The following is a 22,544-nucleotide window of genomic DNA, read 5'->3' as shown; positions in this document are numbered from 1 at the left end:
ATGACTCAGCGCTGCGCGCTTCGCCCTTCGGGTCGTTGCCTGCGGCAACGCTTTCTCGCTGCGCTCGAATCGAACCTTAGTCGAAGCTTCTCATCCTTCCCGTACAGAGAGATATGAGACACTGTGCTTAACGGGGATAAGATACGCGACGGAAGTGATGGTGGTGGGGGAAGGATGACTCAGCGCTGCGCGCTTCGCCCTTCGGGTCGTTGCCTGCGGCAACGCTTTCTCGCTGCGCTCGAATCGAACCTTAGTCGAAGCTTCTCATCCTTCCCGTACGGAGAGATATGAGACACTGTGCTTAGCGGGGATAAGATACGCGACGGAAGTGATGGTGGTGGGGGAAGGATTCGAACCTTCGAAGTCGATGACGGCAGATTTACAGTCTGCTCCCTTTGGCCGCTCGGGAACCCCACCAGGGGTAATTCAAATTGTAGGTAAAGCTTGAAGATGGTGGTGGGGGAAGGATTATTTGTCACTTCGCTCCTCACCCTACGGGCCGTTGCCGTTGGCAACGTTCTCTCGCTTTCGCTCGAGTCGAACCTTAATCGAAGGTTCTCACCCTTCCCCGATAAGTGCAAACTTCTGCATTGCTCATCGAGTTAACTACATCGCTGTAGTGAATAATGGTGGTGGGGGAAGGATTCGAACCTTCGAAGTCGATGACGGCAGATTTACAGTCTGCTCCCTTTGGCCGCTCGGGAACCCCACCACGGGGTAATGCTTAATACTGGCCCGCTTCCTTTCTGGAAGCGGGGCGCATCATATCAAATGACACGCCGCTGTAAAGCATTCCTTTGCCTGAAATGAACTGTTTGCGTACTTTTCATCCGTAACGGATTAAAGCTAATCAATTCATATTACTGACGATTAAAGAATAATCGTCCGATTGCCGTAAACAAAGACCCGCTGCGCCAGAACCTGATACAGCGCGCGGCTTAATACGTTTTTCTCGACGTCGCGCCCGGCACGCATCATATCTTCTGCGGTGTAGGTGTGATCGACGTGAATCACGTCCTGCATGATGATTGGACCTTCATCCAGATTATCATTCACATAGTGCGCGGTAGCGCCGATGATTTTCACGCCGCGCTCATAGGCCTGATGATAAGGACGCGCGCCGATAAACGCCGGCAGGAATGAGTGGTGGATATTGATAATTTTGTTCGGGAAGCGCGCCACAAAACCTGGCGTCAAAACACGCATATACTTGGCCAGCACCACATAGTCCGGTTGATGGGCATCAATGGCGTCCGCCATCTTCGTGTCATGCTCTTCACGCGTTAATCCCTCATGGCTGACCAGTTCGAAAGGGATCTCAAAACGTTCAACCAGCGAGCGTAATGTTTCATGGTTGCCAATGACCGCGGCGATTTCAACATCCAGCCCGCCATAGTTGGCTTTCATCAGCAGGTCGCCCAGACAATGTGCCTCTTTAGTAACCAGAATCACTACCCGACGGCGTCCGGCGGGATTGAGTTCACGAACAGAGCCTTCCGGTAAGGCGCTGTCCAGATCGGCCAGAAGAGTGGAATCATTGAAGATGCCTTCCAGCTCGGTCCGCATAAAAAAGCGTCCGGTGCGATGGTCAACAAATTCATTGTTTTGCACAATATTAAGCTCATGCTTATAGCAAATGTTGGTAATCCGCGCGATAAGGCCTTTTTGATCGGGACAAATAGTACGCAGAACTTTACGTTGTAGTGATTGCATTGCCGGAAAAATCCTGTTGAGAGTGTTTGCTGTATCGATACTGTCAGGCGTCACTGGCCGCAGCACTTTTTAAATTTTTTGCCTGAACCGCACGGGCAGGGATCATTTCGACCCAACTGCGGGCGGGTACCGTCAATATAATACCACTGACCGTTTTCTTTGATAAAACGAGAACGTTCGATAATCGCCCCGGTTTTCCCTTGTTCGGAAAAACGCGCGATAAAACTAACATACCCTGTATTTTCTGCTTCTGACCAGGTATGTTCAAAAATAGTCAGGCCGAGCCACCTGGTATTGGCAAATCCGGCGATGATATCATCACGAAACGCGGCCGCATTGCAGGTTGGATGCCAGCTCTTAATTAAGTAATCTGCGTCTTTCATCACAAAAGCGCAGTAACGAGAGCGCATGAGATGTGACGGATCGGGTGCTACTCGTTCTCCGGACACAATACGACCACAACATAGGCTATACTCGTCAGCGCTACCACAGGGACAAGGCTGAGACACAATAATCTCCCTGAATATAAAAAACGGCGTTGAACGCCAGGGTGGCATTATGTTAACTGAGCAGTGGCGATGTTGCTACGTCTTGAAGCCAGGGGAAGTCGTTAAGTACGATGAGAAAAATGAAAATAGGGCTGGCGCTGGGATCTGGCGCAGCGAGAGGATGGTCTCATATTGGGGTCATCAAAGCCCTCAAGCAAACAGGCATTGATATTGATATCGTTGCAGGATGCTCAATAGGTTCGCTGGTCGGCGCCGCGTATGCCTGTAATAAATTATCGGCGCTTGAACAGTGGGTATGTTCATTCCGCTACTGGGATGTTTTACGCCTGATGGATGTATCCTGGGGCAGAGGAGGGTTGCTTCGCGGCGAACGCGTATTTAATCACTATCGGGATATTATGCCCGTCACGGATTTTGACCACTGTTCAAGACGTTTTGGCGCGGTCGCGACGAATCTTAGCACGGGACGAGAGCTATGGTTTACTGAAGGCGATCTACACCTTGCCGTACGCGCGTCGTGCAGTATGCCAGGGCTGATGTCTCCGGTTGAACATAACGGTTACTGGCTGGTAGATGGCGCAGTCGTTAATCCGGTACCTGTTTCGTTAACCAGGGCGCTGGGGGCTGATATCGTTATTGCGGTAGACCTGCAACATGATGCCCACCTCATGCAGCAAGATTTGCTCTCTGTAAATGTCGGGAATATCAATGAAGAGAGCGATGATGCGCTGCCCTGGCATAAGCGTTTAAAAGAACGTTTCAGTAGCCTGACTTCACGCCGTGGCGTGAGTTCGCCTGGGGCAATGGAAATCATGACAACCTCCATCCAGGTGTTGGAAAATCGTCTTAAACGTAACCGTATGGCTGGCGATCCGCCTGATATTCTCATTCAACCATTCTGTCCGCAAATCTCTACGCTGGATTTTCATCGCGCCCATGCCGCTATTGCGGCGGGTCAGTTAGCCGTAGAGAAAAAGATGGACGAACTTATACCCTTGGTGCGTACCGACGTTTAATGTACCTTTTACGATCACTTAAGCAAATTCTGACAGGCGCAAGCGGCAATACCATGCCACTATTGATTAAAGCCAGTCAGGGGAGAGAACATGACGCAGCCATTGGTCGGAAAACAGATTCTTATTGTTGAAGACGAGCCTGTATTTCGCTCGCTTCTGGATTCGTGGTTTTCCTCTTTGGGAGCGACAACGGCATTGGCAGGCGACGGGGTGGATGCCCTGGAGTTGATGGGGCGTTTTACCCCTGATCTCATGATATGTGATATCGCGATGCCGAGAATGAACGGTCTCAAACTGGTAGAAAACTTACGTAATCGCGGAGACCAGACGCCTATTCTGGTTATTTCCGCAACAGAAAATATGGCGGATATCGCCAAAGCGTTACGCCTTGGGGTTGAAGATGTCTTGCTGAAGCCGGTAAAAGATCTCAACCGCTTGCGGGAAACCGTATTCGCTTGCTTATACCCTAATATGTTTAACTCGCGGGTTGAAGAAGAAGAACGCCTGTTTCGTGACTGGGATGCAATGGTGAGTAATCCGACCGCCGCAGCGCAATTGTTGCAGGAATTGCAGCCCCCGGTACAGCAGGTGATTTCTCATTGCCGCATTAATTACCGGCAGCTCGTCTCCGCCGATCAGCCTGGACTGGTGCTGGATATTGCGCCGCTATCTGATAACGAACTGGCATTTTATTGCCTGGATGTCACCCGGGCGGGCGATAACGGCGTGTTAGCCGCATTGTTGCTGCGGGCGCTATTTAACGGCTTATTGCAGGATCAGCTAGGCCAACAAAAGCACCGTTTACCGGAGTTAGGCGCGCTATTAAAACAGGTAAATCATCTGCTCAGACAAGCCAATTTACCTGGGCAATTCCCACTATTTGTCGGCTACTATCACAGTGAGCTCAAAAATTTGATTCTCGTCTCCGCCGGATTGAACGCCACCTTAAATACGGGCGCTCATCAGGTTCAAATTAGCAGCGGCGTGCCGCTAGGAACATTGGGTAACGCCTACCTTAACCAATTAAGCCAGCGTTGCGACTCGTGGCAGTGTCAAATATGGGGCGCAGGAGGGCGTCTGCGATTGATGTTGTCTGCGGAATGACCAAACGGAAGAGTGAGCGGAAATTGCTTTACCGGCCTTTCCCGACGAGTGTTACTATCTGCGGCAGATTTATAAGTATTTGTCTTAATTATACCAATATAAGTCCTTTTTGGACCTGAGGCTTGTTCTGGTACTGATATACTGGAACACGATACAGATTAATGAACACGTTCAATACATGAACAGTCCAGGAGAATTTTAAATGGCTGCCCTTAATTCGAAAGTCAAAAAAGCCGTTATCCCGGTCGCGGGATTGGGAACCAGGATGCTGCCAGCGACCAAAGCTATCCCGAAAGAGATGCTGCCGCTGGTTGATAAGCCATTAATTCAGTACGTCGTGAACGAATGTATCGCTGCTGGCATTACTGAAATCGTGCTGGTTACGCACTCGTCTAAAAACTCTATTGAAAACCACTTTGATACCAGTTTTGAGCTGGAAGCGATGCTGGAAAAACGCGTTAAGCGTCAGCTTCTGGAGGAGGTTCAGTCTATTTGCCCTCCGCATGTCACTATTATGCAGGTACGTCAAGGGCTGGCAAAAGGCCTGGGCCATGCCGTATTGTGCGCGCATCCCGTTGTCGGAAACGAACCTGTTGCTGTTATTCTGCCAGACGTTATTCTTGACGAATATGAGTCCGACCTGTCTCAGGATAACCTGGCTGAAATGATCCGCCGTTTCGATGAAACCGGCAATAGCCAGATTATGGTTGAGCCGGTAGAAGATGTGACTGCATACGGCGTGGTCGATTGTAAAGGCGTTGAGCTGGCGCCGGGCGAAAGTGTGCCGATGGTTGGCGTGGTTGAAAAACCAAAAGCGGATGTCGCGCCGTCTAACCTTGCGATTGTCGGGCGTTATGTGTTGAGCTCGGATATCTGGGCGTTGCTGGCGAAAACCCCTCCGGGCGCCGGGGATGAAATTCAGTTGACCGATGCTATCGATATGCTGATCGAAAAAGAAACGGTTGAAGCCTACCACATGAAGGGTAAAAGCCATGACTGTGGTAATAAGTTAGGATATATGCAGGCATTCGTTGAATATGGCATCCGTCATAATTCGCTGGGTGCTGAATTTAAAGCCTGGCTTGAAGAAGAAATGGGTATTAAGAAGTAACGATACGTTATAAATTTTTTAACAGAAGCGCTGGTAAATCCGGCGCTTTTTTTATGCCTGGGGTCGTCAGCGGAGAACTCAGGCAAAAAAAATCCCGCCAGCGGCGGGATTTTAAGCATCCAGGAAGTAAATTATTCCTTGATCAGGAAATCTTCCAGTTGCTTACCTTGTTCTTCCATTGCTTTTTTGATTACAGCCGGTGTACGACCCTGGCCAGTCCAGGTTTTAGTTTCACCGTTTTCGTCAACGTAGCTATATTTAGCCGGACGAGCTGCGCGTTTAGCTTTGGTGCCGGATTTAGCGGCAGCCATGCTATTCAGCAGTTCATTCGGGTCAATGCCGTCGGCAATTAACATTTCACGATACTGTTGCAGTTTACGAGTGCGTTCTTCCACTTCAGCAGCAGCAGCGCTTTCTTCTTCACGACGCTCATTAACGACAACTTCTAATTTTTCCAGCATTTCTTCAAGCGTTTCCAGAGTACATTCTCTTGCCTGCGCACGAAGAGTACGGATGTTGTTCAGAATTTTAAGTGCTTCGCTCATTGTAGTAATCTCAAACTTATATTGGGGTGGTTTGTTGAGCTAATAATAGAGCGATAAATTCAGTTGTGCAATAGCCAGGAATGTAAGGAATTCAAAATTACGCTTTATTAAGCACACGTTTTAATTATCTCAACTTAAATTTTCCTTGAGGCGCCGCACAAAAAAGAGCTTATTGGCAGGGGGGATACTCACCGTCTGTCGCTAAAAATTTAGGAGTCAGGTCACATTTTATCATGATGAAATACGATCTCATTGCTGAGATATCAATCTCTTGTATTAGATTTCCTTACAAGAAAACCCTATTACTTTGCACCGGGTATGAGTAACGGTAACAATAAGTACAAGGTTTTCATATTGGCGGGTGATGATAAGCATTGTTGATGAATTTTAACGGCATAATTTGTGAAGGAATGTGTATATACCCTTCATACTTCAAGTTGCTTATGCGTTGGCTACGCTCGCTCACTCCAGTCACATAGTTATCTATGCTCCTGGGGACTCACTCCCTTGCCGCCTTTAAGCAACGCGAATTATTTTGGGTATAGTGAGCGATGTTTGTACAATTCTTAATACTCACCGGAGCGCGAGCCGCGCCGTCGCGTCGGTAAATTATGGTACAATCCCGCCAATCTTTATTTCACTCAGGTGAGGTCCTGCGACCAATGGCACAGCTATATTTCTACTATTCGGCAATGAATGCGGGTAAGTCGACTGCACTGCTGCAATCTTCATACAATTATCAGGAACGCGGGATGCGTACCGTCGTATATACGGCGGAAATCGACGATCGTTTCGGCGCAGGCAAAGTCAGCTCTCGTATCGGTTTGTCGTCGCCGGCAAAATTGTTTAACCAAAATACATCCTTGTTTGAAGAGATTCGTGCCGAGAGCGCGCGGCAGACAATACATTGCGTGTTAGTCGACGAAAGCCAGTTTTTGACTCGCCAGCAGGTTTATCAATTATCCGAGGTTGTCGACAAATTAGATATTCCAGTACTTTGCTATGGGCTACGAACAGACTTTCGTGGGGAGCTCTTTGTCGGCAGCCAATACTTGCTGGCATGGTCAGATAAGCTGGTGGAATTAAAAACTATCTGTTTCTGCGGTCGTAAAGCCAGTATGGTTCTGCGCCTTGATCAGGACGGCAGGCCTTATAACGAAGGCGAACAGGTGGTTATTGGCGGGAATGAACGCTACGTTTCAGTTTGCCGTAAGCATTATAAGGACGCGCTGGAGGAGGGCTCACTGACGGCGATTCAGGAGCGTCATCGGCACATATGATACCTGAGTAAAGATCGGCTTATAAAACGCCCTGTAGCGCTTTGGAGGTCATTATTCAGGCCTCCTGACGAAGGGCGTGCCGTGAGCACGTAGGCCAGATGATCAGCATAGCGCCTTCAGGCATCAGATAAACAGGTAAAACAAAAAAACGGCCTCAATTGAGGCCGTTATTGTCATGCTAAAACAGATAACGAATTAAGCGGATTTTTTCGCTTTTTTCTCTGCTTTCGGTGCGGCAACGACGTCTTTCTTCGCTGCAACTTCACCTTCGGTGAAATCACGACCGTAGTAGGTATCCAGCAGAATCTGTTTCAGTTCGGAGATCAGTGGATAACGCGGGTTAGCGCCGGTGCACTGGTCATCGAAGGCATCTTCAGACAGTTTGTCAACGTGTGCCAGGAAGTCAGCTTCCTGTACGCCTGCTTCACGGATAGACTTAGGGATACCCAGCTCAGCTTTAATGCTTTCCAGCCATGCCAGCAGTTTTTCAATCTTAGCGGCGGTACGGTCGCCCGGCGCGCTCAGGCCCAGGTGGTCAGCAATTTCAGCGTAACGACGGCGTGCCTGCGGACGATCGTACTGGCTGAAAGCGGTCTGCTTGGTCGGGTTGTCATTCGCGTTGTAGCGGATAACGTTACAAATCAGCAGGGCGTTCGCCAGACCGTGCGGAATGTGGAACTGAGAGCCCAGTTTGTGCGCCATGGAGTGACATACACCGAGGAAGGCGTTGGCAAACGCGATACCGGCGATAGTCGCTGCACTGTGAACACGTTCACGCGCAACCGGGTTTTTAGACCCTTCGTGGTAAGACGCCGGCAGGTTTTCTTTCAGCAGTTTCAGAGCCTGCAGAGCCTGACCGTCAGAGAACTCAGAAGCCAGTACGGAAACGTAAGCTTCCAGGGCGTGAGTTACCGCATCCAGACCACCGAACGCACACAGGGACTTCGGCATATCCATCACCAGGTTGGCATCGACAATCGCCATATCCGGGGTCAGGGCGTAGTCAGCCAGCGGATATTTCTGACCGGTTGCATCGTCGGTCACAACCGCAAACGGTGTGACTTCAGAACCGGTACCGGAAGTGGTGGTGACGGCGATCATTTTCGCTTTCACGCCCATTTTCGGGAACTTGTAGATACGTTTACGGATGTCCATAAAGCGCAGCGCCAGCTCTTCGAAGTGAGTTTCCGGATGTTCGTACATGACCCACATGATTTTCGCGGCGTCCATCGGGGAACCACCGCCCAGCGCGATGATCACGTCTGGTTTGAAGGAGTTAGCCAGCTCAGCGCCTTTGCGAACAACGGAAAGCGTCGGGTCGGCTTCAACTTCGAAGAAGACTTCGGTTTCAACGCCAGCCGCTTTCAGCACAGAGGTGATCTGGTCTGCGTAGCCGTTGTTGAACAGGAAGCGGTCAGTCACGATGAGCGCACGTTTGTGGCCATCAGTAATCACTTCATCCAGCGCGATGGGCAGAGAGCCACGGCGGAAGTAGATAGATTTCGGAAGTTTGTGCCACAACATGTTTTCAGCTCGCTTAGCAACGGTTTTCTTGTTGATCAGGTGTTTCGGACCAACGTTTTCAGAGATGGAGTTACCACCCCAGGAACCACAACCCAACGTCAGGGAAGGTGCGAGTTTGAAGTTGTACAGGTCACCGATACCACCCTGAGAGGCCGGGGTGTTGATCAGGATACGCGCGGTTTTCATCATCTGACCGAAGTAAGCAACGCGTTCTGGCTGGTTATCCTGGTCAGTGTACAGGCAGGAGGTGTGACCGATACCGCCCATAGCGACCAGTTTTTCTGCTTTTTCTACCGCTTCTTCGAAATCTTTCGCACGATACATCGCCAGAGTCGGAGACAGTTTTTCGTGTGCGAACGGTTCGCTTTCGTCAACGACCGTAACTTCACCGATCAGAATCTTGGTGGTTTCTGGTACGGAGAAGCCTGCCAGTTCAGCGATTTTGTAGGCTGGCTGGCCGACGATAGCGGCGTTCAGAGCGCCATTTTTCAGGATAACGTTTTGAACCGCTTTCAGCTCCTGGCCCTGCAGCATGTAGCCGCCATGGCTGGCGAAACGTTCGCGAACGGCATCATAGACGGAATCAACAACGACAACAGACTGTTCAGAAGCACAGATTACGCCGTTATCGAAGGTTTTAGACATCAGAACAGACGCCACAGCGCGTTTGATATCCGCGGTTTCATCAATGACAACCGGGGTGTTGCCTGCGCCTACGCCGATAGCAGGTTTACCGGAGCTGTATGCTGCTTTAACCATGCCTGGACCGCCAGTGGCGAGGATCAGGTTGATATCCGGGTGGTGCATCAGCGCATTAGACAGTTCTACGGAAGGTTGATCGATCCAGCCAATCAGATCTTTCGGCGCGCCGGCAGCGATAGCCGCTTGCAGAACGATGTCTGCCGCTTTGTTGGTTGCTTCTTTAGCGCGCGGATGCGGAGAAAAGATGATGGCGTTACGGGTCTTCAGGCTAATCAGCGATTTGAAGATCGCGGTAGAGGTTGGGTTAGTGGTTGGAACGATACCGCAAATAATGCCGATAGGTTCAGCAATGGTGATGGTCCCGAAGGTGTCGTCTTCAGACAGCACGCCGCAGGTTTTTTCATCTTTATAGGCATTGTAAATATATTCAGAAGCGAAGTGGTTTTTAATCACTTTGTCTTCCACGATACCCATACCGGATTCGGCGACGGCCATTTTGGCCAGCGGAATGCGGGCATCAGCGGCTGCCAGAGCGGCGGCGCGGAAGATTTTGTCGACCTGTTCTTGAGTGAAACTGGCATATTCACGCTGGGCTTTTTTTACACGCTCTACGAGTGCGTTAAGTTCAGCGACATTAGTAACAGCCATAATGCTCTCCTGATAATGTTAAACTTTTTTAGTAAATCATCTGCGCGATACGTGAGTATAGACAGATCGACGATACTTTGTATAAATGCCTGAAATTCAGGTGGTTACTTAACGTCCGTTTCGCTCTGATTTACTAAAAGAGCTTCTGCGTTAGTATCATTTAACTCTAACGCGTTACGTCCAGGTGGCGTAAGCAAGATTACTCACTTCTGAGTAGCGATTGTGTGATCTAAATCAAGATTACGCAAAGCTGACACCTTTCAGCAGGCCATTTTAGCCTTTTATGTAAATTGTTAAGAAATCGTTGTCATGAAGAGTGAGTGGTTTAGCATAACGAGTACATATAAATAACAGCGATGAATGGATGAAATTAGGTGTAGATAAGAGGTGAACTATGCGAATAAAAGGCGTATCTTCTGCGCGTTTTGATCATTAACGAAAATTGACTTCATCCGGCTAACGCTTCGGAGCTAACCGTGATTCAACCGCTTTTTGATTTTCCTGTTTACTTTAAGTTCTTTATCGGGCTCTTTGCGCTGGTTAACCCGGTGGGGATTATTCCCGTTTTCATCAGCATGACCAGCTACCAGACGGCCACGGCGCGTAATAAAACTAACCTCACCGCGAATCTGTCGGTCGCGATTATCTTGTGGAGTTCCTTATTCCTCGGCGATGGCATCCTGCAGCTGTTTGGTATTTCTATTGATTCGTTCAGAATTGCGGGCGGTATCCTGGTTGTCACCATTGCAATGTCGATGATCAGCGGGAAGCTGGGGGAAGATAAACAAAACAAGCAAGAAAAGTCAGAGACGGCCATACGCGAGAGCATTGGCGTTGTGCCGTTAGCGCTGCCGTTAATGGCAGGGCCAGGGGCGATTAGCTCCACTATCGTCTGGGGGACGCGTTATCACAGCATCGCGCATTTGCTTGGCTTTTCAGTTGCCATTGCGCTTTTTGCGCTTTGCTGCTGGGGCGTGTTCCGTATGGCGCCGTGGCTGGTTCGTTTGCTGGGGCAAACCGGCATCAACGTTATTACCCGAATCATGGGGTTGTTGTTAATGGCGCTCGGCATCGAATTTATTGTCACAGGAATAAAAGGCATTTTCCCCGGCTTGCTCAACTAAACTCCCACCTGTTGATTTACAGGCGGCGCCCTAAGGGGGCCGCCTTGTGACATTCCCACGTAACACTTCTTACTTTGATAAGCATTCAGCGTTTAAATGATAAAAAATACTAATATAATCTAACGCTATTTATTTTTATTAATCAAACTATTATCAACATTACTGAGACCGTGAGAAGCGGTAGGTCTGTTATTTTATTCACACCATACTCTGGGGCTTGATGAAAGATTATTGAAATGTTATTAGTTGTTTCAGCTCCATCGTAGATGAATGTGCTAAATAATGAGCATTTGTTAAATTTGTGTGTGTTTTCTGGCGCAGGCATAACCTACGATGCGACAGAGAGATATTTTTCTTTCAACTTATTGATTATAAAGAATAAATCAAAGATTTTTAACATTGTTTAACTGTTTTTTTGGGCAGGGATTTTTCCATAAAAGAGAATTGGTTAACAAAATTGTAAAATGAATTGGCGGTTCAGAAACGCATTTGATACTTTTCGGCCAAACATTTTGCAGAAGATTTCACATTGTTGATAACTATTTTCATTTACATGGTTGTCAGAAATAACGTGCGACGTGGGCAGGTACGTCGTATACCGAATCGACGAAAGGCGATCGAACGAATCGTCAGAATAAATAAAGTCGGTGATAGCAAAAGCAGTGACAGACCTGGCAGTACACCACCAGTGCTGTACAGGAACCCTGACGGGATTAAACAGGCTGGTAAAAACCAGTAATTATAATGAGTGGAGTACAAACACAATGTCTAACATCACGAAAAAAAGTTTGATTGCAGCGGGAATACTCACTGCGCTCATCGCCGCCAGCGCCGCGACTGCGGCAGACGTGCCCGCCGGCGTTCAGTTAGCCGACAAGCAAACGTTGGTACGTAACAATGGATCAGAAGTGCAGTCTCTCGACCCGCATAAAATTGAAGGCGTGCCGGAATCGAACGTCAGCCGTGACCTCTTCGAAGGCTTATTAATTAGTGATGTTGAGGGGCATCCTTCTCCGGGCGTCGCGGAAAAATGGGAAAATAAAGATTTTAAAGTCTGGACATTCCATCTACGTGAAAATGCGAAATGGTCAGATGGTACGCCCGTCACCGCCCATGATTTCGTTTATAGCTGGCAACGCCTGGCCGATCCTAATACGGCATCGCCGTACGCCAGCTATCTGCAATACGGTCATATCGCTAATATCGATGACATTATCGCCGGTAAAAAACCCGCCACCGATCTGGGGGTAAAAGCGCTTGATGATCACACCTTTGAAGTGACCTTAAGTGAGCCGGTGCCTTATTTCTACAAATTGTTGGTCCACCCTTCAGTGTCTCCTGTACCGAAATCAGCGGTCGAAAAATTTGGCGATAAATGGACGCAACCGGCCAATATTGTCACTAACGGCGCTTATAAGTTAAAAAACTGGGTGGTGAACGAACGTATCGTGCTGGAGCGTAACCCGCAATACTGGGATAACGACAAAACCGTCATCAATCAGGTAACTTATTTGCCTATCTCTTCGGAGGTGACGGATGTGAACCGCTACCGCAGCGGCGAGATCGATATGACTTATAACAATATGCCGATCGAATTATTCCAGAAGTTGAAAAAAGAGATCCCGAATGAAGTCCGCGTAGACCCTTATTTGTGTACCTATTATTACGAAATTAATAATCAAAAAGCGCCGTTTAACGATGTCCGCGTGCGTACCGCGCTGAAACTGGCGTTAGATCGCGACATTATTGTTAATAAGGTTAAAAATCAGGGCGATTTACCCGCTTATAGCTACACGCCGCCGTATACCGATGGCGCAAAACTGGTAGAGCCTGAGTGGTTCAAATGGTCCCAGCAAAAGCGTAATGAAGAAGCGAAGAAATTGTTGGCTGAAGCCGGCTTTACGGCGGATAAGCCCTTAACATTCGACCTGCTGTATAACACCTCCGATCTGCATAAAAAACTGGCCATTGCCGTGGCGTCTATCTGGAAGAAAAATCTGGGCGTCAATGTGAATCTGGAGAATCAGGAATGGAAAACCTTCCTGGATACCCGTCATCAGGGCACCTTTGATGTCGCCAGAGCCGGGTGGTGCGCAGATTATAATGAACCGACCTCGTTCCTGAATACCATGTTGTCCGACAGTTCAAATAACACCGCGCATTATAAGAGCCCGGCGTTTGATAAGCTGATTGCCGACACGCTGAAAGTGGCGGACGATACGCAGCGCAGCGAACTCTACGCTAAAGCGGAGCAGCAGTTAGATAAAGACTCGGCTATTGTGCCGGTGTATTACTACGTTAACGCGCGCCTGGTGAAACCCTGGGTGGGCGGGTATACCGGTAAAGACCCGCTGGATAATATTTATGTGAAAAACTTATATATTATCAAACATTAATGGCAAGACATGGGACAACTGCGGTTGTCCCATGGTGTCTTTTTTCATCGCACTATAACTTTCCCTGGCGGATCTTTTGTCACGTCCGGGAAGTAAAGGCACAGGCCAGAAGGTACGGGCAATGTTGAAATTTATTTTACGCCGCTGTCTGGAAGCGATTCCGACGCTGTTTATTCTTATTACCATCTCTTTCTTTATGATGCGCCTCGCGCCGGGTAGCCCTTTTACTGGCGAGCGCGCATTGCCGCCGGAAGTGCTGGCCAATATTGAAGCAAAATATCATCTGAACGATCCCATCATGACGCAGTACTTCAGCTACCTGAAGCAGCTGGCGCATGGCGATTTTGGACCATCGTTTAAATACAAAGATTACACGGTCAACGATCTGGTTGCCGCCAGCTTCCCCGTTTCGGCGAAACTTGGCGCTGCCGCTTTTTTGCTGGCGGTCATTATTGGTGTCAGTGCTGGCGTGATTGCCGCGCTAAAGCAAAATACGCGATGGGATTATACGGTGATGGGATTTGCCATGACCGGCGTCGTTATCCCCAGTTTTGTGGTAGCGCCGCTACTGGTGATGGTCTTTGCAATAACCTTGCAATGGCTGCCTGGCGGCGGCTGGAACGGCGGGGCGTTAAAATTTATGATCCTGCCGATGGTCGCGCTTTCACTGGCCTATATTGCCAGCATCGCTCGTATTACGCGCGGCTCAATGATTGAAGTTCTGCATTCGAACTTTATTCGTACCGCGCGGGCAAAAGGATTACCGATGCGCAGAATCATCTTCCGCCATGCGTTAAAACCTGCGCTGCTGCCGGTTTTATCCTATATGGGGCCAGCCTTTGTCGGCATTATTACCGGCTCAATGGTGATTGAAACTATTTATGGCTTACCGGGCATTGGGCAGCTTTTCGTTAATGGCGCGCTCAACCGCGATTACTCGCTGGTGTTAAGTTTGACCATTCTAGTCGGGGCGCTGACCATATTATTTAACGCCATTGTCGATGTGCTCTATGCCGTTATCGACCCGAAAATTCGCTATTGATACTGGAGCTCGCGATGATGTTAAGTAAGAAAAACAGCGAGACGCTGGAAAATTTCAGTGAAAAGCTGGAGGTGGAAGGTCGCAGCCTTTGGCAAGATGCCCGTCGGCGCTTTATGCATAACCGTGCGGCGGTGGCCAGTCTTATTGTCCTGTTTCTGATAGCCCTGTTCGTGACAGTGGCGCCTATGCTGTCGCAATTTACCTATTTCGATACCGACTGGGGCATGATGTCCAGTGCGCCGGATATGGCGTCCGGTCACTATTTCGGCACTGACTCTTCCGGGCGCGATCTGTTGGTGCGCGTTGCCATCGGCGGGCGTATCTCATTAATGGTCGGGATTGCCGCCGCGCTGGTGGCGGTCATTGTCGGAACGCTGTATGGCTCGCTGTCCGGCTATCTGGGCGGCAAAATTGATTCTGTGATGATGCGTTTGTTGGAGATCCTCAACTCGTTCCCGTTTATGTTCTTTGTGATTTTGCTGGTGACGTTTTTTGGGCAGAACATTCTGTTGATTTTCGTCGCCATCGGCATGGTCTCCTGGCTTGATATGGCGCGTATCGTGCGTGGCCAAACCCTAAGTCTTAAACGTAAAGAATTCATCGAAGCCGCGCAGGTGGGTGGTGTGTCGACTGCCAGCATTGTGATCCGCCATATTGTGCCTAACGTCCTGGGCGTAGTGGTAGTGTATGCATCGTTGCTGGTGCCCAGCATGATTCTGTTTGAGTCTTTCCTCAGTTTCCTGGGGCTTGGGACGCAGGAACCGTTAAGCAGTTGGGGAGCGTTATTGAGCGATGGCGCAAATTCAATGGAAGTCTCACCGTGGCTGCTGCTGTTTCCGGCTGGCTTTCTCGTGGTGACGTTATTCTGTTTTAACTTTATTGGCGATGGCCTGCGTGATGCCCTCGACCCGAAAGATCGTTAAGGAGTACAGCCATGAGCTTATCAGAAACCGCAACTCAGGCGCCGCAACCGGCGAATGTACTGCTGGAGGTAAACGATCTTCGTGTTACGTTCGCTACGCCTGATGGCGATGTGACGGCGGTCAACGATCTGAACTTTACGCTTCGCGCTGGAGAAACGTTAGGTATTGTTGGCGAGTCTGGATCGGGGAAATCGCAAACGGCGTTCGCATTAATGGGACTGCTGGCGACGAATGGTCGAATCGGCGGTTCTGCGACCTTCAACGGACGTGAAATTCTTAATCTACCTGAGCGCGAACTGAATACGCTGCGCGCAGAACAGATTTCGATGATTTTTCAGGACCCGATGACCTCGCTAAATCCTTATATGCGCGTTGGGGAGCAGTTAATGGAAGTCCTGATGCTGCATAAAGGGATGAGCAAAGCGGAAGCTTTTGAAGAGTCCGTCAGAATGCTGGATGCCGTAAAAATGCCGGAAGCGCGCAAACGGATGAAAATGTATCCGCACGAATTTTCCGGCGGAATGCGTCAACGTGTGATGATTGCGATGGCGCTGTTGTGCAGGCCGAAACTGCTTATTGCCGATGAGCCTACCACCGCGCTTGATGTTACCGTGCAGGCGCAGATTATGACCTTGCTTAATGAGCTAAAGCGCGAATTTAATACCGCCATTATCATGATTACCCACGATCTGGGCGTGGTCGCGGGTATTTGCGATAAGGTCCTGGTAATGTATGCCGGGCGTACCATGGAATACGGTAAGGCGCGCGATGTCTTTTATCAGCCCGTTCATCCGTATTCGATAGGCTTGCTTAATGCGGTGCCGCGTCTGGATAGCGAGGGGGCGGAAATGTTGACGATTCCGGGCAATCCTCCCAATTTATTGCGTTTGCCTAAAGGTTGTCCGTTCCAGCCGCGTTGTCCTCATGCGATGGAGATCTGCAATAATGCGCCGCCACTTGAAGCGTTTAGTCCTGGTCGCTTGCGCGCCTGTTTTAAACCGGTGGAGGAACTGCTATGAATGCTGTGATTGAACAACGTAAAGTTCTCCTCGAAATCGCCGATCTGAAAGTACATTTTGATATCAAAGAAGGGAAGCAGTGGTTCTGGCAACCGCCGAAAACTCTGAAAGCGGTGGACGGCGTTACGCTACGCCTGTATGAAGGCGAAACGCTGGGCGTGGTGGGCGAATCCGGCTGCGGCAAGTCGACGTTTGCGCGCGCCATTATTGGTCTGGTGAAGGCGACAGACGGTAAAGTCGCCTGGCTGGGAAAAGATCTGTTGGGCATGAAAGCGGATGAGTGGCGCGAAGTGCGCAGCGATATCCAGATGATTTTCCAGGACCCGCTGGCGTCACTCAACCCGCGAATGACGATTGGCGAAATTATCGCGGAACCGCTGCGCACTTATCATCCTAAACTTTCGCGCCAGGACGTGCGTGACCGCGTGAAAGCCATGATGCTGAAAGTGGGGCTGTTGCCGAACCTCATCAACCGTTATCCCCATGAATTTTCCGGGGGGCAGTGCCAGCGCATCGGTATCGCCCGGGCATTGATCCTGGAACCTAAGCTCATTATTTGCGATGAGCCGGTGTCGGCGCTGGACGTTTCTATTCAGGCGCAGGTGGTGAATTTGCTCCAGCAGTTACAGCGAGAGATGGGGCTGTCGTTGATTTTTATTGCGCACGATCTGGCGGTCGTAAAGCACATATCCGATCGTGTCCTGGTGATGTATCTCGGTCATGCGGTAGAATTGGGCACCTATGATGAGGTGTACCATAATCCACTGCATCCTTATACCAAAGCGCTGATGTCGGCGGTACCGATTCCCGATCCCGATCTGGAGCGAAATAAGAAGATACAATTGCTGGAGGGCGAATTACCTTCGCCCATTAACCCGCCTTCCGGCTGCGTGTTCCGTACACGCTGTCCGCTAGCCGGGCCAGAATGCGCGCAAACGCGACCGGTGCTGGAAGGGAGTTTTCGCCATGCCGTTTCCTGCCTTAAAGTAGACCCGTTATAATCGCAAGGGCTGACAATTCGTCAGCCCTTCTTTTAGGTGAGGTTACCGTGTCACTTTCTTTGTCGTCGGTTCGCCGTCGTCTTTATCATAATCTGTTCGATTTGACTACGCGCTCAGGTCGCCGTTTTGAAGTGTTATGCGCGCTGTTTGCGCTGCTCAGCGTACTGGTTATTTTTGTTGAATCAGGCGTAGGAACGGAATATCACCTGACATTTGATGAATGGCATATTTTTGTCTGGCTGGAGCTCTGCGTTACCCTGATATTTACCGGTGAATACTTGCTCAGACTGTTTAGCTGGCCCGAACCGGCAAAATACGTTTTTAGTTTCTGGGGATTTATTGATCTGGTGACGATTTTGCCGCTGTACGTCATGTGGCTGTGGCCGGAAATTAGCCTGAACTATATGTTTGCCTGGCGTGCTATGCGAGCGATTCGCGTGCTGCGTATTCTTAAACTGCTACGCTTTATGCCATCCCTGCGCGTATTCTGGAGCGCCATTATTAGCGCGCGTCATCAGCTTATTCTGTTCTATTCATTTATTGCGATCGTGATGATTATTTTCGGTGCCCTGATGTATCTTATTGAAGGACCGAAATATGGCTTTACGACGCTTAATGCCTCGGTGTATTGGGCGATAGTGACAGTCACAACCGTGGGGTACGGTGATATTACGCCGCATACGCCGCTGGGACGTATTGTCGCGTCGGTGCTTATTTTGATTGGCTATTCGGTGATTGCGATTCCTACAGGACTGATTACCACGCACATGAGCAGCGCGTTTCAAAAACGTCACTGGCAGCGAAAATGTCCGCAGTGCCAGCAAAGCCAGCATGAACATAGCGCGCAATATTGTAACCGATGCGGCAGTAAGCTACCGGATTAAACAGGCTTGCCGGAGGGCGCTATCAGACGCCATCCGGCCTGAACCGCTTATTCGCGCCAGAGAATATGGCACAGCTTGTGGTCCTTTTCCCGGCACAGCAGAACGCGGGCGAAAATGTCGTTAATTTCGCCGTCTTCGGTATCCGCCAGGCCAATCACTACCTCGGCAAAAAAGTCTGGATTCAGGTCAAAATCGACGTGCTCTTGCCAGTCTTCAGCGGGATCAAACAACTCCGCGCCGCCGCGCTCCTCGAATTGCAAATTGAACAGAATGATATCAGCCGGATCAAGATTATCCGCCGCCAGCTCAAGAAAAATATCGTAAGCCTGCTCAAGCGTTTCGTCTTCAGTCAGGCGATTGTTCAGATCCATTTCCATAGTGACTACCTGTTTACTCATGTTGGTCACGTTTTACAGCAATGGACTAAAGAAGTAAAACAATCGCTCGGTAATACGCTGCCATAACGGACGTTTTACCCACAAACGCGCATCTAACAGGCGGGAGCGCGAAATATAATCGTCCTGTACCGCAGCCAGATCGGCGCCGAAACCCGTATCATCAATGACCAGCGTAATCTCGAAATTAAGCCACAGGCTACGCATATCGAGATTCACGGTACCGACCAGGCTCAGTTCGCCATCGACCAGCACGCTTTTGGTATGCAACAGCCCGCCTTCGAACTGATAGATTTTCACGCCCGCCGCCAGTAACTCGCTAAAAAAGGCGCGACTGGCCCAGCCGACGAGCAGTGAATCATTTTTACGGGGCAGGATAATACTGACATCCACGCCGCGCTGCGCAGCGGTACAAATAGCGTGCAGCAGATCGTCGCTGGGGACGAAATATGGCGTGGTCATAATTAAATATTCGCGCGCAGCATAGGTGGCGGTTAATAGTGCCTGGTGAATGAGATCTTCCGGAAAACCAGGGCCGGAAGCAATGGTATGAATGGTATGCCCGCTGGCCTGCTCAAACGGCATAATATTCACATCCGGCGGGGGAGGCAGAATGCGTTTACCCGTCTCGATTTCCCAATCGCAGGAGTAAACAATCCCCATTGCTGTCGCCACGGGGCCCTCCATCCGCGCCATCAAATCGACCCATTGCCCAACGCCGGCATCCTGTTTGAAAAAACGCGGATCCACCATATTCATACTGCCGGTATAGGCGATGTAATTGTCAATCATCACCATTTTACGGTGCTGGCGAAGATCCATACGGCGTAAAAAGACGCGCATCAGATTCACCTTCAGCGCCTCTACGACTTCAATGCCAGCGTTACGCATCATGGCCGCCCAGGGGCTGCGGAAGAAAGCGACGCTACCCGCGGAGTCCAGCATAAGCCGGCAGTGGATGCCGCGGCGGGCAGCGGCCATTAGCGATTCAGCGACCTGATCCGCCATGCCGCCTGGCTGCCAGATGTAAAACACCATTTCGATATTATGCCGCGCCAGTTGGATATCGCGAATAAGCGCCTGCATGACATCATCGGAGTCGGTAAGCAATTGCAACTGGTTGCCTTTGACGCCCGCAATCCCCTGACGTCGTTCGCACAGCTTAAACAAGGACGATGCGACGCTACTGTTTTCTTGCGCGAAAATGTGTTTGCAGGCTTTGAGATCATTCAACCATTTGGCGGTAGACGGCCACATGGCGCGGGCACGCTCGGCGCGACGTTTGCCTAAATGCAATTCGCCCACGGACAAATAGGCGATGATCCCGACCAGCGGAAGGATATAGATGATTAACAACCAGGCCATTGCGGAGGGAACTGCGCGCCGTTTCATTAGAATACGTAATGTGACGCCGGCAATGAGAACCCAGTATCCCAAAATGACCAGCCAACTCACCACGGTGTAGAAGGTTGTCATAACTTTAAAAATCCTTTAGAAAGCGTGTTGTTAAGAGTTTACGCGTCAGGATTCACATGGCAAATAAAAACACGGGAAAAGCGCTGGTCTGCATCCGGCGAGGGGGTATAATGGTGCTTCTGTTACAGTGAGAGTCGTAAACATGAAGCGTAGTAGAACGGAAGTGGGGCGCTGGCGAATGCTACGTCAGGCGAGCCGCCGTAAAGCGCGTTGGCTTGAAGGGCAATCACGCCGTAATATGCGTATCCATACTATCAGGAAATGCATCTTTAATCGTCAGCGTAATTCATTACTCTTTGCGATTCACGGTGTGTGAGCCAGAAAGGGCACCGTATGCGGTGCCCAACAGGCCATCCTTTTCAAAAGATCTTCTTATACGGTTTGACCGAAACCTGCGCATAGACGCCCGCTGCGACGTAGGGGTCCGCATCAGCCCAGGATTGCGCCGCTTCTAAAGATTCAAATTCAGCAATCACCGTTGACCCGGTAAATCCGGCTACCCCAGGATCGTTACTGTCCACTGCGGGCATCGGCCCGGCAGTTAATAATCGCCCTTCATCATGCAGAAGTTGCAGGCGCGCCAGATGCGCGGGCCGTACCGAGAGGCGTTTTTCAAGCGAGTTGGCATTGTCCTGAGCGTAAATAACATACAGCACGGGTAGAGCTCCTTAATCGGTAAAAGTTGCTGATTACGTTATTGGAAAGGGCATTTAACTGCAATGTAAAGATACCGACTTTGTTAAACATGCACATTTTGTGTGGTGTTTTTGCGCGATATCATCTTTTAAATGCCGCTATCGGCAATGCCTTATTGAATATGATTGCTATTTGCATTTAAAATTCAGCTCTGGTTTTTCAACTGAAACGATTATGACTTCAATGACCCTTGATTTACCTCGTCGCTTTCCCTGGCCGACACTCCTTTCCGTAGGCATTCATGGTGCTGTAGTGGCAGGTTTGCTCTATACCTCGGTACATCAGGTTATTGAATTGCCTGCGCCAGCGCAGCCTATCACGGTGACAATGGTTTCACCCGCCGACCTGGAGCCGCCCCAGGCGGTTCAGCCGCCGCCGGAGCCGGTGGTTGAACCCGAACCGGAGCCAGAGCCGATCCCTGAACCGCCTAAAGAAGCGCCCGTGGTGATTGAGAAACCCAAACCTAAGCCAAAACCCAAGCCAAAACCGAAACCGGTGAAAAAGGTTGAAGAGCAGCCGAAGCGCGAAGTCAAACCAGCCGCGCCGCGTCCTGCCTCACCGTTTGAAAATAGCGCCCCGGCGCGGCCAACAAGCAGCACCGCATCGGCGACCAGCAAGCCCGCGGTGAGCGTGCCCACTGGACCTCGCGCTCTGAGCCGTAACCAGCCGCAGTATCCGGCGCGAGCACAGGCGTTACGTATTGAAGGCCGCGTAAAGGTGAAGTTTGACGTGACCTCTGCTGGGCGAGTGGAAAATGTACAGATTCTATCCGCGCAGCCAGCCAATATGTTTGAGCGTGAAGTTAAGAATGCGATGCGAAAATGGCGCTATGAAGCAGGCAAGCCGGGTTCCGGGCTGGTGGTCAATATTATCTTCCGTCTGAACGGTACGGCGCAGATTGAGTAATCTCTGGCGCCGCCAGCCAGGAATATACCATCACCTGCTGGCGGCGTAAGCGGGCATACTTAACCCTGAACCGGGAGCGGGCGAGGTTTACCGTCCGGATCGACGGCAACATAAATAAACAGCGCCTCGGTGGCCTTGTAGCGCTGTCCAATCGGTTCTGACGCGACTTTTTTCACCCAGACTTCAATATTGATGCTAATAGACGTCGTACCGCGTTTAACGCAGCGCGCGTAGCAACATACGACATCGCCAACCGCGACGGGGCGCAGAAATGTCATTCCTTCCACGCGTACGGTTACAACCCGACCGTGCGCGATCTCTTTGGCCAGTATCGCGCCGCCAATATCCATTTGCGACATCAGCCAGCCGCCAAAAATATCGCCGTTCGCATTGGTATCGGCAGGCATGGCCAATGTACGTAAAACCAGCTCGCCCTGAGGAGTATTATCCATTGTTGTCATTGTAAAACCGACTATCAGAAAAAATTACAGCCGCGATGCTACTATGAATTTTGTGTGGAGAATAGTGGG

21 protein-coding genes, 2 tRNA genes and 3 other RNA genes are annotated in these 22,544 nt (G+C 50.1%); 13 read left to right on the top strand and 13 right to left on the bottom strand.

What is annotated here, in order from left to right:
• From ACLJTG_RS03215 to ACLJTG_RS03185, 7 genes are all read right to left on the bottom strand, one after another.
• Positions 1 to 115, bottom strand: a non-coding RNA gene (locus ACLJTG_RS03215) — RtT sRNA.
• Between the two features lie 43 nt (positions 116 to 158).
• Positions 159 to 289, bottom strand: a non-coding RNA gene (locus tag ACLJTG_RS03210) — RtT sRNA.
• Positions 290 to 332: 43 nt separating this feature from the next.
• Positions 333 to 417 (bottom strand) — tRNA-Tyr (locus ACLJTG_RS03205).
• Between the two features lie 34 nt (positions 418 to 451).
• A non-coding RNA gene (locus tag ACLJTG_RS03200) (RtT sRNA) lies at positions 452 to 583 on the bottom strand.
• A gap of 44 nt (positions 584 to 627) precedes the next feature.
• Positions 628 to 712, bottom strand: a tRNA-Tyr gene (locus ACLJTG_RS03195).
• 158 nt (positions 713 to 870) lie between these two features.
• Positions 871 to 1,713 (bottom strand): formyltetrahydrofolate deformylase, encoded by an 843-nt coding sequence (purU, locus tag ACLJTG_RS03190; RefSeq protein WP_001191156.1) that lies wholly within the window; start codon positions 1,711 to 1,713, stop codon positions 871 to 873.
• 50 nt (positions 1,714 to 1,763) lie between these two features.
• On the bottom strand, positions 1,764 to 2,222 hold the full coding sequence (locus ACLJTG_RS03185) for a YchJ family protein (RefSeq protein ID WP_001540172.1): 459 nt from the start codon (positions 2,220 to 2,222) through the stop codon (positions 1,764 to 1,766).
• 110 nt (positions 2,223 to 2,332) lie between these two features.
• On the opposite strand from ACLJTG_RS03185, the gene rssA reads away from it, so the two are divergent.
• The 3 genes from rssA to galU all read left to right on the top strand — a co-directional run bounded on the left by rssA (position 2,333) and on the right by galU (position 5,453).
• Positions 2,333 to 3,238 (top strand): patatin-like phospholipase RssA, encoded by a 906-nt coding sequence (gene rssA / locus ACLJTG_RS03180; protein ID WP_001230575.1) that lies wholly within the window; start codon positions 2,333 to 2,335, stop codon positions 3,236 to 3,238.
• A 90-nt stretch (positions 3,239 to 3,328) separates the two neighbouring features.
• Positions 3,329 to 4,342, top strand: a complete 1,014-nt coding sequence (gene rssB / locus ACLJTG_RS03175; protein WP_000193432.1) for a two-component system response regulator RssB — start codon at positions 3,329 to 3,331, stop codon at positions 4,340 to 4,342.
• Positions 4,343 to 4,544: 202 nt separating this feature from the next.
• Positions 4,545 to 5,453: a UTP--glucose-1-phosphate uridylyltransferase GalU gene (gene galU / locus ACLJTG_RS03170; protein ID WP_000729451.1), complete on the top strand. Its 909-nt coding sequence runs from the start codon at positions 4,545 to 4,547 to the stop codon at positions 5,451 to 5,453.
• 131 nt (positions 5,454 to 5,584) lie between these two features.
• On the opposite strand, the gene hns is transcribed toward galU, so the two are convergent.
• Positions 5,585 to 5,998: a histone-like nucleoid-structuring protein H-NS gene (hns, locus tag ACLJTG_RS03165; RefSeq protein ID WP_001287383.1), complete on the bottom strand. Its 414-nt coding sequence runs from the start codon at positions 5,996 to 5,998 to the stop codon at positions 5,585 to 5,587.
• 662 nt (positions 5,999 to 6,660) lie between these two features.
• Between hns and tdk the strand changes: the two genes are divergently transcribed.
• Positions 6,661 to 7,278, top strand: coding sequence for a thymidine kinase (gene tdk, locus ACLJTG_RS03160; RefSeq protein ID WP_000068097.1), 618 nt, complete (start codon positions 6,661 to 6,663; stop codon positions 7,276 to 7,278).
• Between the two features lie 195 nt (positions 7,279 to 7,473).
• Here tdk and adhE read toward each other — a convergent pair whose 3' ends face one another.
• Complete coding sequence (adhE, locus tag ACLJTG_RS03155; RefSeq protein ID WP_000301678.1) at positions 7,474 to 10,152, bottom strand: bifunctional acetaldehyde-CoA/alcohol dehydrogenase; 2,679 nt, start codon at positions 10,150 to 10,152, stop codon at positions 7,474 to 7,476.
• Between the two features lie 476 nt (positions 10,153 to 10,628).
• Between adhE and ACLJTG_RS03150 the strand changes: the two genes are divergently transcribed.
• From ACLJTG_RS03150 to ACLJTG_RS03120, 7 genes are all read left to right on the top strand, one after another.
• The gene (locus ACLJTG_RS03150; RefSeq protein ID WP_000615840.1) at positions 10,629 to 11,276 is read left to right on the top strand and encodes a YchE family NAAT transporter; all 648 of its coding nucleotides are present in this window, start codon (positions 10,629 to 10,631) and stop codon (positions 11,274 to 11,276) included.
• Between the two features lie 764 nt (positions 11,277 to 12,040).
• Positions 12,041 to 13,672: an oligopeptide ABC transporter substrate-binding protein OppA gene (gene oppA / locus ACLJTG_RS03145; protein ID WP_001527794.1), complete on the top strand. Its 1,632-nt coding sequence runs from the start codon at positions 12,041 to 12,043 to the stop codon at positions 13,670 to 13,672.
• 121 nt (positions 13,673 to 13,793) lie between these two features.
• Positions 13,794 to 14,714: an oligopeptide ABC transporter permease OppB gene (gene oppB / locus ACLJTG_RS03140; protein WP_000911097.1), complete on the top strand. Its 921-nt coding sequence runs from the start codon at positions 13,794 to 13,796 to the stop codon at positions 14,712 to 14,714.
• Positions 14,715 to 14,728: 14 nt separating this feature from the next.
• The gene (oppC, locus tag ACLJTG_RS03135) at positions 14,729 to 15,637 is read left to right on the top strand and encodes an oligopeptide ABC transporter permease OppC (protein ID WP_000979653.1); all 909 of its coding nucleotides are present in this window, start codon (positions 14,729 to 14,731) and stop codon (positions 15,635 to 15,637) included.
• 11 nt (positions 15,638 to 15,648) lie between these two features.
• A complete protein-coding gene (locus tag ACLJTG_RS03130; RefSeq protein ID WP_000058857.1) occupies positions 15,649 to 16,656 on the top strand; it encodes an ABC transporter ATP-binding protein in 1,008 nt (335 codons plus the stop codon).
• Complete coding sequence (gene oppF / locus ACLJTG_RS03125; protein WP_000994698.1) at positions 16,653 to 17,657, top strand: murein tripeptide/oligopeptide ABC transporter ATP-binding protein OppF; 1,005 nt, start codon at positions 16,653 to 16,655, stop codon at positions 17,655 to 17,657. The genes ACLJTG_RS03130 and oppF overlap by 4 nt, the downstream gene beginning before the upstream one ends.
• Before the next feature lie 47 nt (positions 17,658 to 17,704).
• Positions 17,705 to 18,541, top strand: a complete 837-nt coding sequence (locus ACLJTG_RS03120; protein WP_410958889.1) for an ion transporter — start codon at positions 17,705 to 17,707, stop codon at positions 18,539 to 18,541.
• A 47-nt stretch (positions 18,542 to 18,588) separates the two neighbouring features.
• Here ACLJTG_RS03120 and ACLJTG_RS03115 read toward each other — a convergent pair whose 3' ends face one another.
• Together ACLJTG_RS03115 and cls are read right to left on the bottom strand one after the other, a co-directional pair.
• Positions 18,589 to 18,918, bottom strand: a complete 330-nt coding sequence (locus ACLJTG_RS03115) for an HI1450 family dsDNA-mimic protein (protein ID WP_000425070.1) — start codon at positions 18,916 to 18,918, stop codon at positions 18,589 to 18,591.
• Between the two features lie 33 nt (positions 18,919 to 18,951).
• A complete protein-coding gene (cls, locus tag ACLJTG_RS03110) occupies positions 18,952 to 20,412 on the bottom strand; it encodes a cardiolipin synthase (protein ID WP_000206886.1) in 1,461 nt (486 codons plus the stop codon).
• Between the two features lie 142 nt (positions 20,413 to 20,554).
• On the opposite strand from cls, the gene ACLJTG_RS03105 reads away from it, so the two are divergent.
• Entirely contained in the window at positions 20,555 to 20,728 is a 174-nt protein-coding gene (locus ACLJTG_RS03105; protein WP_001531561.1) for a YciY family protein, read from the top strand.
• Between the two features lie 43 nt (positions 20,729 to 20,771).
• Here the strand turns inward: ACLJTG_RS03105 and ACLJTG_RS03100 are convergent, their stop codons facing one another.
• Positions 20,772 to 21,068, bottom strand: a complete 297-nt coding sequence (locus ACLJTG_RS03100; protein ID WP_000967605.1) for a YciI family protein — start codon at positions 21,066 to 21,068, stop codon at positions 20,772 to 20,774.
• Between the two features lie 223 nt (positions 21,069 to 21,291).
• On the opposite strand from ACLJTG_RS03100, the gene tonB reads away from it, so the two are divergent.
• On the top strand, positions 21,292 to 22,014 hold the full coding sequence (gene tonB, locus ACLJTG_RS03095; RefSeq protein ID WP_001517937.1) for a TonB system transport protein TonB: 723 nt from the start codon (positions 21,292 to 21,294) through the stop codon (positions 22,012 to 22,014).
• 59 nt (positions 22,015 to 22,073) lie between these two features.
• Here the strand turns inward: tonB and yciA are convergent, their stop codons facing one another.
• The gene (yciA, locus tag ACLJTG_RS03090; RefSeq protein ID WP_000210317.1) at positions 22,074 to 22,475 is read right to left on the bottom strand and encodes an acyl-CoA thioester hydrolase YciA; all 402 of its coding nucleotides are present in this window, start codon (positions 22,473 to 22,475) and stop codon (positions 22,074 to 22,076) included.
• Between the last annotated feature and the right edge of the window lie 69 nt (positions 22,476 to 22,544).

Source organism: Salmonella sp. SAL00672, from assembly GCF_046552175.1.
GTDB lineage: Bacteria > Pseudomonadota > Gammaproteobacteria > Enterobacterales > Enterobacteriaceae > Salmonella > Salmonella enterica.
The sequence above is the reverse complement of the archived record's forward strand: the minus strand, read 5'-3'. Positions and strand labels throughout refer to the sequence as shown.